At 74.0% G+C, this 13,071-nt stretch carries 12 protein-coding genes; 2 read left to right on the plus strand and 10 right to left on the minus strand.

Annotation, left to right across the window (positions count from 1 at the left end; translation table 11 throughout):
- The first annotated feature begins 21 nt into the window (after nt 1–21).
- Nucleotides 22–816 carry an SDR family NAD(P)-dependent oxidoreductase gene (locus QRN89_RS33700; RefSeq protein ID WP_290353959.1) on the plus strand — a complete coding sequence of 265 codons (795 nt, stop codon included), beginning with the start codon at nt 22–24 and terminating at the stop codon, nt 814–816.
- A gap of 21 nt (nt 817–837) precedes the next feature.
- Here QRN89_RS33700 and QRN89_RS33705 read toward each other — a convergent pair whose 3' ends face one another.
- Nucleotides 838–1,431, minus strand: coding sequence for a helix-turn-helix domain-containing protein (locus QRN89_RS33705; protein WP_290353199.1), 594 nt, complete (start codon nt 1,429–1,431; stop codon nt 838–840).
- A 103-nt stretch (nt 1,432–1,534) separates the two neighbouring features.
- Here QRN89_RS33705 and QRN89_RS33710 point away from each other — a divergent pair, with 103 nt between their 5' ends.
- Nucleotides 1,535–2,413: a class I SAM-dependent methyltransferase gene (locus QRN89_RS33710; RefSeq protein WP_290353200.1), complete on the plus strand. Its 879-nt coding sequence runs from the start codon at nt 1,535–1,537 to the stop codon at nt 2,411–2,413.
- 3 nt (nt 2,414–2,416) lie between these two features.
- Here QRN89_RS33710 and QRN89_RS33715 read toward each other — a convergent pair whose 3' ends face one another.
- The 9 genes from QRN89_RS33715 to QRN89_RS33755 form a co-directional block, all read right to left on the minus strand.
- Nucleotides 2,417–3,184 carry an SRPBCC family protein gene (locus QRN89_RS33715; RefSeq protein ID WP_290353201.1) on the minus strand — a complete coding sequence of 256 codons (768 nt, stop codon included), beginning with the start codon at nt 3,182–3,184 and terminating at the stop codon, nt 2,417–2,419.
- A 32-nt stretch (nt 3,185–3,216) separates the two neighbouring features.
- Nucleotides 3,217–4,347, minus strand: coding sequence for an XdhC family protein (locus tag QRN89_RS33720; protein WP_290353202.1), 1,131 nt, complete (start codon nt 4,345–4,347; stop codon nt 3,217–3,219).
- Nucleotides 4,340–5,488, minus strand: a complete 1,149-nt coding sequence (locus QRN89_RS33725) for a vWA domain-containing protein (protein WP_290353203.1) — start codon at nt 5,486–5,488, stop codon at nt 4,340–4,342. Before QRN89_RS33725 ends, QRN89_RS33720 begins: the two co-directional genes overlap by 8 nt.
- A gap of 5 nt (nt 5,489–5,493) precedes the next feature.
- Nucleotides 5,494–6,444 carry an AAA family ATPase gene (locus QRN89_RS33730; protein WP_290353204.1) on the minus strand — a complete coding sequence of 317 codons (951 nt, stop codon included), beginning with the start codon at nt 6,442–6,444 and terminating at the stop codon, nt 5,494–5,496.
- A 14-nt stretch (nt 6,445–6,458) separates the two neighbouring features.
- Nucleotides 6,459–7,313, minus strand: a complete 855-nt coding sequence (locus tag QRN89_RS33735; RefSeq protein ID WP_290353205.1) for an FAD binding domain-containing protein — start codon at nt 7,311–7,313, stop codon at nt 6,459–6,461.
- Nucleotides 7,310–9,775: a xanthine dehydrogenase family protein molybdopterin-binding subunit gene (locus QRN89_RS33740; RefSeq protein ID WP_290353206.1), complete on the minus strand. Its 2,466-nt coding sequence runs from the start codon at nt 9,773–9,775 to the stop codon at nt 7,310–7,312. The genes QRN89_RS33735 and QRN89_RS33740 overlap by 4 nt, the downstream gene beginning before the upstream one ends.
- Entirely contained in the window at nt 9,772–10,251 is a 480-nt protein-coding gene (locus QRN89_RS33745) for a (2Fe-2S)-binding protein (RefSeq protein WP_290353207.1), read from the minus strand. The genes QRN89_RS33740 and QRN89_RS33745 overlap by 4 nt, the downstream gene beginning before the upstream one ends.
- A 124-nt stretch (nt 10,252–10,375) precedes the next feature.
- Nucleotides 10,376–10,855 carry a class E sortase gene (locus tag QRN89_RS35900; RefSeq protein WP_435833287.1) on the minus strand — a complete coding sequence of 160 codons (480 nt, stop codon included), beginning with the start codon at nt 10,853–10,855 and terminating at the stop codon, nt 10,376–10,378.
- 502 nt (nt 10,856–11,357) lie between these two features.
- The gene (locus QRN89_RS33755; protein ID WP_290353208.1) at nt 11,358–12,836 is read right to left on the minus strand and encodes a glutamate-cysteine ligase family protein; all 1,479 of its coding nucleotides are present in this window, start codon (nt 12,834–12,836) and stop codon (nt 11,358–11,360) included.
- Nucleotides 12,837–13,071: the final 235 nt, after the last annotated feature.

Genomic DNA, 13,071 nt, shown 5'->3' on the forward strand with positions numbered 1-13,071 from the left:
TTCCGTGGCAGCGTGGGGCAAGTGCATGTGGATCTGAGCGGCAGGACCGCCATCGTCACGGGTTCCTCGCAGGGCATCGGGCTCGCCATCGCCGTCGGGCTCGCCGGAGCCGGCGCCACGACCGTCCTCACGGGACGCGGCGAGGAGCGCCTGCGCGAGGCGCGGGAGCGACTTCTGGACCATGCACCGGACGCGCGGGTGACGGCCGTGGCCTGCGACCTCACCACGGAGCAGGGCGCCGCACGGCTGCGGGCGGAGGTCCCCGACGCGGACATCCTCGTCAACAACCTCGGCGTCTTCGGCCCCGCCGATCCGCTGGAGATCACCGACCAGCAGTGGCGCACGTACTTCGACGTCAACGTGCTGAGCGCCGTGCGTCTCATCCGCGCCTACCTGCCGGGGATGAAGGACCGCGGCTGGGGCCGGATCCAGAACATCGCCAGCGACTCCGCCATCGTCATCCCCGCCGAGATGATCCACTACGGGATGTCGAAGACCGCCCTGCTCGCGGTCTCCCGCGGCTTCGCCAAGGAGGCCGCCGGCACCGGGGTGACCGTGAACTCGGTCATCGCCGGGCCCACCCACACCCCGGGCGTCGAGGATTTCGTGTACGACCTCGTCGGCCGCGACCAGCCGTGGGACGAGGCGCAGCGCGCGTTCATGCGGCTGCACCGCCCGCAGTCGCTGCTGGGCCGGCTGATCGAACCGCCCGAGATCGCCAACCTGGTCGTCTACCTCAGCTCGGAGTACGCGTCGGCGACGACGGGAGGGGCGGTCAGGGTCGACGGCGGATACGTGGACTCGATCCTTCCCTGACGCTCCCGCACCTCCGGCCGCTCAGTTCTGCGCCGGGCGCGCCCGTACGTGCATCCGCTCGCCCTGCGGCCCGAACAGCGACAGGAACTCCACGGGGCGGTCACCGGCGTTGGCGAAGCCGTGCGGGGTGCGGGTGTCGAACTCCGCGGCCTCGCCCGCGCCGAGGACCAGATCGTGCTCACCGAGTGCCACCCACAGCCGCCCGGTGAGCACATAGAGCCATTCGTAGCCCTCGTGCACCTTCTGCTCGGGACGCACGCCCTTGTCCTTCGACCGGGGAGGCACGATGTGCTTGTAGGCGTGCATGCCCCCGAGGTAGCGGGTCAGCGGCACATACGTCTGCCCGTTCCGGGTGAAGGGGCGCTGCCGGATGCGGGCGTCACCGACGGCGGGGGCGCCGACCAGCTCGTCCAGCGGCACACCGTACGCCTGGGCCAGCGGCAGGAGCAGTTCGAGCGTGGGCTTCCTCCCGCCGGACTCCAGCCGCGACAGCGTGCTCAGCGAGATCCCGGTCGTCTCGGCGATCTGGGCCAGCGTGCTGCCGCGCGCCTGCCGCAGGGCCCGCAGCCGCGGCCCCACGGCCGTCAGCACCTCGTCGAAATCCGTCTCCGCCATGGAGCCATTTGCCACCACGGCAAAAGGCTTTGTCAAGCCGAGACTGGCCGGAAAGAACCGTCCGGCCGGGCCCGGAAGGCCCGCGGACGGTTGGATGGTCCCCATGACCGGAGCAGCCGAGCACGACGCGCCCCTCGACCCCGTCCTGCGGCAGATGATGCGGACCAACGAGGCCAACTGGGACGCCCGCACCCCCGTGCATCTGGCGAGCGCCTTCTACGGGCTCGGCGAGGCCGGGCCGGGGGCCGACCCCGACCGCTGGTTCGGCGCCTTCGAATGGGAGGACCTCGGCGATCTGACCGGCCGTGAGGTGCTGCACCTCCAGTGCCATCTCGGCACCGAGACACTGGCCTTCGCCCGGCGCGGCGCACGGACCACCGGGCTCGACATCTCCGGGGCGTCGATCGCCGCGGCCCGCGGGCTCGCCGCCGACGCGGGCCTGCCGGTCGACTACGTCCAGGCCAACGTCTACGACGCGGCCCAAGCGCTCGGCGACGAGCGGCGGTTCGACGTCGTCTACACCGGCAAGGGCGCGCTGTGCTATCTGCCGGACCTCGACCGCTGGGCCGCCACGGTCGCCGGGCTGCTGCGTCCGGGCGGCCGGCTGTACCTCGTCGAGTTCCACCCGCTGCTCAACTCCCTCGGGCCCAAGCCCGCCCCCGGCGAGGGCTCCGAACTCCTGCTGCGCCACGACTACCTGGGCGGCCGGGGCGCGATCCGCCGGGACTCGACGTACACGTACACCGACGGCCCGGCCGTGCGGGGGGCGACCGAGAGCTTCGAGTGGATGCACGGGATCGGCGAGGTGGTCAACGCGCTCACCGGGGCCGGTCTCGCGATCACCGGGCTGCGCGAGAGCGACGAACTGCCCTGGCCCCGCTGGCCGGAGATGGTCCGCACCCCCGGCGGCTGGTGGCGGCTGCCCGACACGTCGCCCCGGATCCCGTTGCTCCTCGCCCTGCTCGCGACCCGTACGGACTGACGGTCAGCGCCGCCGGCGGCGCAGGACCACGGCCACCGCCGCGGCGGCCGCCCCGGCCGCCAGCGCCGCCGGGACGATCCGCCTGGCGACCGGCAGACCCGCGGTCCGTACGAGATCGATGGGCTCGGCGTTCCGGTCCTGCGCCGCGGGCGCGGGCGGGCCGCCGGTCTCCGCCGCGGCGGCCGAGGGCGTGGCCGGCCCCGAGGCTCCCGGAGCCGCGGCCTCCCCGGACGTCACCGCTCCGGCCGCGGGGGGCTCCGCGCCCGTCCCCGCTTCCGCCGGCCCCGTGCCCCGACCGGCGCTGGTGCCCGCGGCCCCCGCACCGGGCGCCCCGGCGAGCCGCTCGGCCAGACAGTCCGCGAACCGGCCCACGAGCTTGTCGCCCACCTCGGCGATCACACCCCGCCCGATCTGGGCCGGCCGCCCGGTCACCGCGAAGTCCGTGAGCACGGCCACGGCCGTCCCCTCGCCGGAGGCGGTGAGCCCGGCCGTGACGGTCGCCCGCGCGGTGCCCTGCCCCCGCACCTCCTTGCCGCTCGCCTTCAGCACCATCCGGTGCGCGGCCTCGTCCCGCTCCTCGAACACGGCGGTGCCCCGGTACGTCAGCGTGACCGGGCCCACCTTGACCTTCACCGTGCCGGTGATCTCCTCCCCGTCGAACTCCTGGACGGTGGTACCGGGCAGACAGGGCGCCACCCGCTCGATGTCGAGGAGCGTCCGCCAGGCCTCCTCGACCGGTACGGGGACGGTGAACTCGTGCCGCAGTTCCATGCTCCGCTCCGTTCCTCGTCACTCGCCGGTGGTCACCGATGCCGCCCCGGTGTCGCCGGGGCCGACCCGGCCGGATGGATCGCCCCGGCCGTCTCCGTCAGCGGCGCGCCGCTGCCGCCCCACCGCAGCGCCACGATCTCCGCCGCCACGGACACGGCGACCTCCTCGGGGGTCCGGGCCCCCAGGTCCAGACCCACCGGCGAGCGCAGCCGGGCCAGCTGCTCCTCGCCCAGCCCGGCCTCGCGCAGCCGCTTGGTCCGGTCGTCGTGCGTGCGGCGGCTGCCCATGGCGCCGATGTACGCGGCCGGCCGGCGCAGCGCCTGCTCCAGCAGGGGCACGTCGAACTTCGGATCGTGCGTCAGGACGCAGATGACCGTGCGCGCGTCGGTCTCCGTGCGGTCCAGGTAGCGGTGCGGCCAGTCCACGACGACCTCGACGCCTTCCGGGAACCGCTTGGGTGTGGCGAACACCGGACGCGCGTCGCACACCGTCACCCGGTAGCCGAGGAAGTCGCCGATCCGGGCGACGGCCGCCGCGTAGTCGATGGCCCCGAAGACCAGCATCCGCGGCGGCGGCGCGAACGAGTGCAGGAAGACCGAGACGTCGTCCTCGCGGCGCTGTCCCCGCGGCCCGTAGTGCCGCACACCGGTCGAGCCCTGGGCGAGACCGCCGCGCGCGTCGGCCACGACCGCCGCGTCCAGCCCCTCGGAGCGGAGCGATCCGGCCACGCCGTCCGCCCACACCGCGAGCGTGGCGCCGCGCGGCGCGGGGCCGTCGGTCACGGTCGCCACCGTCACCGGACGGTGCGCGGCGACCGACTCGGCAACCGCCCCGAACACCGCGTCGGTGTCCGGTGAGACGGCCCGTACCAGCAGCGTGATCTCACCGCCGCAGGTCAGCCCGACCGCGAACGCGTCCTCGTCGCTGTACCCGAAGGTGTGCAGCCGCGCCGCCCCGTCTGCCAGGACCTCCTGCGCCATCTCGAAGACCGCGCCCTCCACACAACCGCCGGACACGCTGCCCACGACCTCGTCGTCCGGGCCGACGGCCATCGCCGCGCCGGGCCCGCGCGGCGCGCTGCGGCTCACCGACACCACCGTGGCCAGTCCGAACGGCTCGCCCTCGGCGTACCAGCGGCTCAGGGCGGGCAGAATCTCACGCATCCTCGGCTCCTCTCACCACCGCGGCGAGGTGCTCCAGCGCCGCCAGACTGTGTCCCTCGACGAACGCGTCGACACTGGGCAGCGCCGCCGCCATGCCGGCCGCCAGCGGCGCGTAACCCGGCCGGGCCTTGCGCGGATTGGCCCACACCACCCGGTGGGCCAGCCGGCGCAGCCGGCGCATCTGGGCCGCGAGGAGGGCCGGATCGCCGCGCTCCCAGCCGTCGGACAGCACCACGACCACCGCGCCGCGCGCCATCCCGCGCTGCCCCCAGCGGTCGAGGAAGGCCCGCAGCATCTCGCCGAGCCGGGTGCCCCCGCGCCAGTCCGGGACGGCTGCGGCGACCGCCGCCAGCGCGGTCTCCGGGTCGCGTCGCTCCAGCGCGGAGGTCACCCGCGTCAGCCGGGTGCCGACCGTGAACACCTCGGTGGCCGCCCTCGACCCCGCGGGCCCGCGGTGCGCCGCGGCGTGTGCGAACCGCAGCAGCGCGTCCGCGTACGGGGCCATCGACCCGCTCACGTCCACCAGCAGCACCACGCGTCGGGGTCGTTCGGCCCGCGCCCGCCGGCGCAGCCGCGCCGGCTCCCCGCCGCGGCGCAGCCACTCCCGCACCGTCCGCCGGGGATCGACGACGCCGCGCCGGGCAGGCCGCAGCCGCGCGGAACGACGCGGCTCGCCCCGCAGCGCGAACGCCGCCAGCAGCCGCCGCACCTGCTCGCGTTCGGCGACCGTCAGCGACGCGACGTCGCGATGGCGCAGCACCTCCGCGGAGCTGGCCAGGGCCGCGGCCGCGGCCGGCCGGCGGTCGTCCTCGCCCGCGCCGCCGGGGAGACGGTCCGTCTCCCGCACGACGAGCCGCGGTGGCGGGGGAGTGGGCGGCAGCGGCCGGGCACGCGGTCCCGGAGGCCGGTCGCGCGGCCCGAAGTAGGCGGCGAACACACGCTCGTAGCGTTCGAGATCGTCCTGTGCGCCGCACAGCGTCAGCCTCCCGGCCCAGTACACGCCGGTCCGCCGCCGCGGCCCCAGCACATCGAGTGCCCGCAGGAACGTCTGCACCCGGTCCGGCCCGGCGTCCACTCCCGCCGCGCGGAGCGCACGCGCGAACCCCACCAGCACCGCGGTACCGCCGTCGGTCGCCGTCATCGGCCTCACGCCCCCGCCGCCCGCAGGGCGAGGATCGCGGACAGGTCCATGGACCGGGCCCGCTCCGTGTCCTCCCGGTACTTCAGCACCGATCCGAGCGTCGCCACGGCCAGCTCCGCGTCCAGCTCCGTGGCGCCCAGTGCGTCCAGCGCCTCGGCCCAGTCGATCGTCTCGGCCACTCCCGGCGGCTTCACCAGGTCCTCCGACCGCAGGGCCTGGACGAGGGCGGTGACCTGTTCGGACAGCCTGGCCGTCACCGCCGGCAGCCGGCTGCGGACGATCGCCAGTTCCCGGGCGAAGGTGGGGTGGTCGAACCAGTGGTACAGACAGCGCCGCTTGAGCGCGTCGTGCACCTCGCGCGTCCGGTTGGACGTCAGAACCACCACCGGGGGAGCGGCGGCCCGCAGGGTGCCGAGCTCGGGAACGGTCACCGAGTACTCCGACAGCAACTCCAGGAGGAACGCCTCGAACTCGTCGTCGGCCCGGTCCACCTCGTCGACCAGCAGCACCGAGGGCTGGGTCCGCAGCGCCTGCAGCAGCGGCCGTTCGACGAGGAAGCGCCGGTCGTACAGCTCCGCCTCCAGCCGTTCCACATCGGTGACCCCGGCGGCCTCGGCGGCGCGCAGATGCAGCAGCTGCCGCGGGAAGTCCCAGTCGTACAGCGCCTGCGAGGCGTCGATCCCCTCGTAGCACTGCAACCGGATCAGCGGCGCGTCCAGCATCCTGGCCAGCGCGCCCGCGAGGGAGGTCTTCCCCACGCCCGCGTCTCCCTCGCAGAACACCGGCCGGTGCAGCCGCAGCGCGAGGAAGCAGGCGGTGGCGAGACCCTCGTCCACGAGATAGCCGACGTCCTCCAGCCGCCGCCGCACCTCGTCCGGTCCCTCGGGAGCGGCGACGGCCGGGCGCACCCCGCCGTCGCCGGTCTCCCCCGAGGGGCCGGTCGCCGTCCCGCTCATCGGCGCGGCACCCGTCACGCCGGTCCGGCCGCGGCGAGCACCGCCCGCCGGGTGAGCACCCGGGCCATGTGCTCGCGGTACTCGGCCGAGCCCCACAGGTCCGACGAGGGGCTGGTGCCCTCGGCCGCGGCCTCCGCGGCGCGGGCCACCTCCTCGGGGCCCTCCGTCCCGGCGAGTGCCGCTTCGGCGGCGGTGGCCCGCAACGGGGTCGGCCCCATGTTGGTGAGCCCGATCCTCGCCTCGGCGATCCGCCCCCCGTCCGTGCGGACGAGGACCGCCACGCCGACCGCCGCCCACGCCTGTGCGGCCCGGTGGAACTTCTCGTACCGGAATCCCCAGTCGCCGGCCTTCGGGATCCGCACCTCGACGAGCAGCTCGTCGGGGCTGAGCGAGGACTGGAGGTAGTCGGTGAAGAAGTCCCGCGCCGCGATGGTGCGGCGGCCCCGCGGGCCCGCGGCGACGAGTTCGCCGTCGAGCGCGAGGACGACCGCGGGCAGGTCCGCGGCGGGATCCGCGTGGGCGAGCGAGCCGCCCAGCGTGCCCCGGTTCCGTACGGCGGGGTCCGCGACCGTCGCCGTCGCCGCCGCGAGCAGCCCCGCGTGCCGGCGCACGAGCGGGTCGGCCATCACGTCGTGGTGCGTGGTCATGGCGCCGATGACGAGCGTCTCCTGGTCCTCGCGGATCCCGCGCACTTCGTCGATCCGGCCCACGTCGACGAGCAGTTCGGGGAAGGCGAGCCGCAGCCGCAGCATGGGCAGCAGGCTCTGGCCGCCCGCGAGGACCTTCGCGTCCTCGCCGCCGTCGGCCAGCGCGGTCACGGCCTCGTCCACCGACTCCGGCCGTCTGTAGTCGAACGCCGCGGGGATCATGCCAACCCCTCCTCGGTCGGGGCGGGCGCCTGGCCCGTCGTCGGCACCGTGCCCTCCGGCCGCCCGGCCGCGGGGGCGGCGTCTTCCTCGCCCCGGGCCTGCCGGATGGCCCGCCACACCCGTTCCGGGGTGCACGGCATCGGCACGTCCGTCACCCCCAGCGGGCGCAGTGCGTCGACGATGGCGTTGACGACCGCCGGTGTCGAGGCGATCGTCCCCGCCTCCCCGACGCCCTTCACGCCCAGCGGGTTGGTGGTGGCGGGCGTCTCGGTGCGCTCGGTGGTGAACTCGGGCAGGTCCACCGCCGACGGCACCAGGTAGTCCGCCATCGTCCCGGACGTCAGGTTCCCGTCGGCGTCGTAGACGGCCTCCTCGTAGAGCGCCTGGCCGATGCCCTGGGCGAGCCCGCCGTGCACCTGCCCCTCGACGATCACCGGATTGACCACCCGGCCCACGTCGTCGACGCACACATAGGAGCGGATGCGGGTGTGGCCCGTCTCCGTGTCGACGTCCACGGCGCACAGATGCGTGCCGTGCGGGTACGAGAAGTTGTCCGGATCCACGACGTGGTCGGCGTGGATCGTCGGTTCCATGCCCTCCGGCAGGTCGTGCGAGGAGAACGCCTCGAACGCGATCTCCTGCATCGTCCGCCGCGCTTCCGGGGAACCCTTCACCGAGAACACACCGTCCGTGAAGTCGAGGTCGTCCTCGCTGGCCTCGAGCAGATGGGCCGCGATCCTCCTGGCCTTCTCCACGACCTTGCGCGCCGCCTCGTGGACCGCGGTGCCGCCGACCACCAGGGAGCGCGAACCGTAGGTGTCCATCCCCTGCGGAGCCGCCCGGGTGTCACCGTGCACCACCTCGACGTCCTCGAACGGGACGCCCAGCACATCGGCCGCGATCTGGCTCCAGCACGTCACATGGCCCTGGCCGTGCGGACTCGTGCCCGTCACCACCTCGACCTTGCCCGTCGGCAGCATGCGGACGTTCGCCGTCTCCCATCCGCCGGCCGCGTAGCGCAGGTCCCTCAGCACCCGGCTCGGCGCGACCCCGCACATCTCCGTGTACGTCGAGATGCCGATGCCGAGGCGCACCGGGTCGCCGCGCCGCACCCGCTCCTGCTGCTCGGCCCGCATGCCCTCGTAACCGAACAGGGCCAGCGCCTTGTCCGTCGCGGCCTCGTAGTCGCCGCTGTCGTAGGTGAGCCCGGCGATCGAGGTGTACGGGAACTCGTCGTGCCGGATCCAGTTGCGCCGGCGCAGCTCCAGCGGGTCCATCCCCAGCTCGGCGGCGAGTTCGTCCATGATGCGCTCGATCGCGAACGTCGCCTCCGGCCGGCCGGCGCCCCGGTAGGCGTCCGTGGGCGTCCGCGTCGTGAAGACCCCGGTGCAGGTGAAGGCGTAGGCGTCCATCTTGTAGATCGCCGGGTACATGAACGCGCCGAGCAGCGGCGTCCCGGGCGTGATCAGCATCAGGTACGCGCCCATGTCGGCGAGCAGGTCGACCTTCAGCCCGAGCAGCTTCCCGTCGCGGGTCGCCGCGATCTGGACGTCCTGGATCTGCCCGCGGCCGTGGTGGGTGGCGAGGTAGCCCTCCGAGCGCGACTCGGTCCACTTCACCGGCCGGCCGAGCGCGCGTGCCACGGCGAGGGCGACGGCCTCCTCCCCGTACACCTGGAGCTTGGAGCCGAAGCCGCCGCCCACGTCCGGGGCGATCACCCGGAGCTTCTGCTCGGGGATCCCGGTGACCATGGCCATCAGCACCCGCACGATGTGCGGGATCTGGGTGGCGGAGTACATGGTGTACTCGCCGGACGCGGCGATCGGCATCACGACCACGGCGCGCGGCTCCATCGCGTTGGGGATCAGCCGCTGCTGGAGGAACCGCCGGGAGACGACCACGTCGGCCCTGGCCCGTACGGAGTCCCAGTCCTCACCGGTCGTCAGCGGCCAGACGTAGCACCGGTTGGTGCCCTTGTCCGCGTGCACGAGCGGTGCGCCCTCCGCGAGGGCCGCCTCCAGGTCGAGCACGGGTTCCAGCGGGGTGTAGTCGACGTCCACCGCCTCCAGGGCGTCGGCCGCCGCGTACCGGTCGCGGGCGACCACGACGGCGACCGGGTCCCCGGCGTAGCGCACCTCGTCCACGGCGACCGGGGGGTGGTCGGGCATCACGATGTCCTCGGTCACCGGCCACACGCACGGCATCGAGGCGAGCCCGTCGGCGAGGTCGCGCCCGCTGAAGGCGGCGACGACGCCGGGCCGCTCCAGCGCGGGGGACACGTCGACGCGGTCGATCCGGGCATGGGCCATGGGGCTGCGCAGCACGGCCATGTGCAGCATGCCCGGCACGCTGATGTTGTCGGTCCAGGTGGTCTGGCCGGTGACCAGGTGCGCGTCCTCCTTGCGGGCCCGGGCGCGTCCGACTTCCCGCTCGTGCGTCCGGTCGGCGGGCCGGGCGGTCATGTCCGGGCCTCCTGCCCTTCGCGGGCGGCCGCGAGCACCGCCTGGACGATGTTCTGGTAGCCCGTGCACCGGCAGAGGTTGCCCTCGAGGCCGTGGCGCACCTCGTCGGCAGTGGGGTCCGGGTTCTCCCTGAGCAGGTCGCGGGCCGCCATGATCATTCCGGGAGTGCAGTAGCCGCACTGGAGTGCGTGCTTCTCGTGGAAGGCCCGCTGGAGGGGATCGAGGCCACCGGTGGGGGAGCCGAGCCCCTGCACGGTGGTGACCTCGCCGCCGTCGGCCTGCACCGCGAGCACCGAGCAGCTCTTGACGCTGCGGCCGTCGAGCTCGACGGTGCACGCGCCGCAGCTGCCGGTGTCGCAGCCGACGGGGGTGCCGGTCAGTCCCAGGCGGTCCCGCAGGTAGTGGACCAGCAGCAGCCGCGGCTCCACGTCGTCCTGGTAGGAAACGCCGTCCACGGTCACCGAGATACGGTTCATCGGCCCTCCCAGGGGCCCGGGCAGGGGATACCAGCCGGTTTTGTCTGATATGCCCAACTCTAGATCGGCACAACACGCCCCGCGACCGTGTCGCTTGGCCGCGGCCGCGGCCCGCTCCGGCCGGTCAGCCCGTGGCCTCGCGCACGTCCGTGAGCACCCCCACCCGGTCGATCCGGTGCTCCGGGTTGTTCCGGTCGTCACGCCAGTAGTTCCCGGCCGCGTTGTCCTCGGGAGTGGCGCAGGTGGAGATCGTGATCATCGCCTGTGTGGCGGCCCTGCCCGGAGAGCCCGGCACCGTGGCCCGCTGCTCGGCCAGTGACCGGGCGGACCGGAACGACGTCGTCCGGTGCTGGGTGATGCGGTACTCGTAGACCTTGCCGCCCCGGGTCACGAGGACCGGGTCGCCCACGCCCAGCGCCGGCAGTTCGCGCAGCGGTCCGCCGGCGGACAGCCGGTGCGCGGTGACGAGGTAGTTGCCGACCTCGCCCGGTCCGACCCCGCCCCGGTCGCCGTACGGGCTGGCCGCCACCCCGCGGTCCTGTATGCGCGTCCCCGGCCAGTCGTCGGTGGTCCCCTCGTACGGCACGACGCGCAGGTCCGCCACGCCGATCGACGGGATGCTCAGCGAGGCCGGCCGGGTGCGTGCGCTCCCCGGCGGCCTCGGTGAGGGGCTCCGGGACGGGAGGGCGGCGGGTTCGAGCGCGGTCGCCGGCGGCGGGGCGGCGGCGGACGGGCGGGCGGGACTCCGGGGCCGGGGCGGCGGCCGAGGCCGGGGCCGCCGCGGGCTTGTCGGAGGTCCGGGCACCGCCGGCCGCGGAGGAGCACCCCGCGGCCAGGACGACGGCGAGGGCTCCGGCGAGGGCGGTGGGAACGGTGCGGGAAAGGTGCATGGGCGGCACTCGGATCCATGGTGGGGAAGCATCGGGCCACGGCCCCGGCGGGCCATGGCCATCACCACGACGGTAACCGATCGTTTGTTCCCGTGCCGCCGTGCCGCCGTGCCGCCGTGCCGCCGTGCCGCCGTGCCGGAGCCGCCGTGCCGGAGCCGCCGGCGCGCGGCCTGTCGCACCGTGACGTGACCGCTCCCGCGACCGAGCGCGGGCCGCTCAGTCGACGGGCCAGGTGTGCGCGGGCGCGTTGAGGTGCATGAAGTCGATGTACTGCTGCGTCATCCGCCGCAGCGCCTCGTGGTGCGACACATGGGCGGTGCCGTCGATGTGGTGGAACATCTCCGACTGCCAGACCGCCCCGTTGCGCCCCGTGACGCACCGCTGCTCGATGATCCCCAGCAGCGGCTCCCGCCACTGCGCGTCCATGCCGGACAGCTCCAGGCCCCGGTGGGCCAGTGGCAGCAGACGCCGCAGCACCAGCTCCGCGACCGGCACCTCGCCCATCCCGGGCCAGTACAGTCGGGCGTCGATCCCGTGCCGCGCGGCCGTGTGCAGATTCTCCTCGGCCGCCGAGAACGACATCCGCGACCACACCGGGCGCTCGTCCTCGACCAGGGCGCGGGTGAGCCCGTAGTAGAAGGCGCCGTTGGCCAGCACGTCGGCGACCGTCGGCCCGGCCGGCAGCACCCGGTTCTCGACCCGGAGGTGCGGGCGGTCGTTGGTCACCGCGTACACCGGGCGGTTCCAGCGGTAGATCGTCCCGTTGTGCAGGGTGAGTTCGGCGAGCTCCGGGGTGTCGCCGCCCTCGAGCGTCTCCCTCGGGTCCTGGTCGTCGCACAGCGGAAGCAGGGCGGGGAAGTAGCGCAGGTTCTCCTCGAAGAGGTCGAAGACGCTCGTGATCCAGCGCTCGCCGAACCACACCCGCGGCCGCACGCCCTGCACCTTGATCTCCTCGGGGCGGGTGTCGGTCGCCTGCTCGAAGAGCGGGATGCGCGTCTCCCGCCACAGTTCCTTGCCGAACAGGAAGGGCGAGTTCGCGGCCAGGGCGACCTGCACGCCCGCGATGGCCTGCGCCGCGTTCCAGTACCCCGCGAACTCCTCGGGCGAGACCTGGAGATGGAACTGGGTGCTCGTGCAGGCGGCCTCGGGCGTGATCGTGTCCGCGTAGGTCCGCAGCCGGTCCACGCCGTCCACGGCGATCCGCAGGTCCTCGCCCCGGGCGGCGAACACCTGCTCGTTCAGGAGCCGGTAGCGCGGGTTCTCCGACAGGGCCCCCTCGCCCACGTCCTTCTGCTGCAGCGTGGGCAGGATCCCCACCATGGCGAGGTGTGCGCCGACCTTCGACGCCCGCTCCTCGGCGTGGTTGAGCGCGTCCCTGATCTCCTGCTCCCAGGCGTCGGGGCCGCCGGCCGTCAGCCGGCGCGGCGGAATATTGATCTCCAGGTTGAACCTGCCCAGCTCGCTCGACCAGGCGGGATCGGCGATCGCCTCGAGCACGTCGGTGCTCCGCATCGCGGGTTCGGCCGCGCTGTCGACGAGGTTCAGTTCGATCTCCAGGCCCACCTGGGGCCTCTCCGACTCGAACCGTGCCTCGCGCAGCATCAGCGCGAAGGTGTCGAGGCAGTCCTGCATCTTGTTGCGGTACCGACGGCGGTCGTCACGGGTGAACACCAGCGCCGGGACGTCTCGTCCCATCGGCCCTCCCGTATCTCCTCGGGCCCGGCCCCCTCTCAGGGTGCCACTGCCCGCCGCACTCGACCAGCGAGAGGGAATCACGGCCGGGCCGGGCCCCCGCGTCACGGCCGCCGTGCTGAGTCGTTGTTACACGCCCCGGCGTCCGCGCCGTCCGGCGGGCGGGGTGGCGGGCGGGGTGGCGTGCACGGACGGCAACCGCTTGTTGTTGACGCTTGTACGGGTCGCTGTACGGTGC

Origin of the sequence: Streptomyces sp. HUAS CB01 (genome assembly GCF_030406905.1) — a bacterium.
Classification (GTDB): domain Bacteria; phylum Actinomycetota; class Actinomycetes; order Streptomycetales; family Streptomycetaceae; genus Streptomyces; species Streptomyces chengbuensis.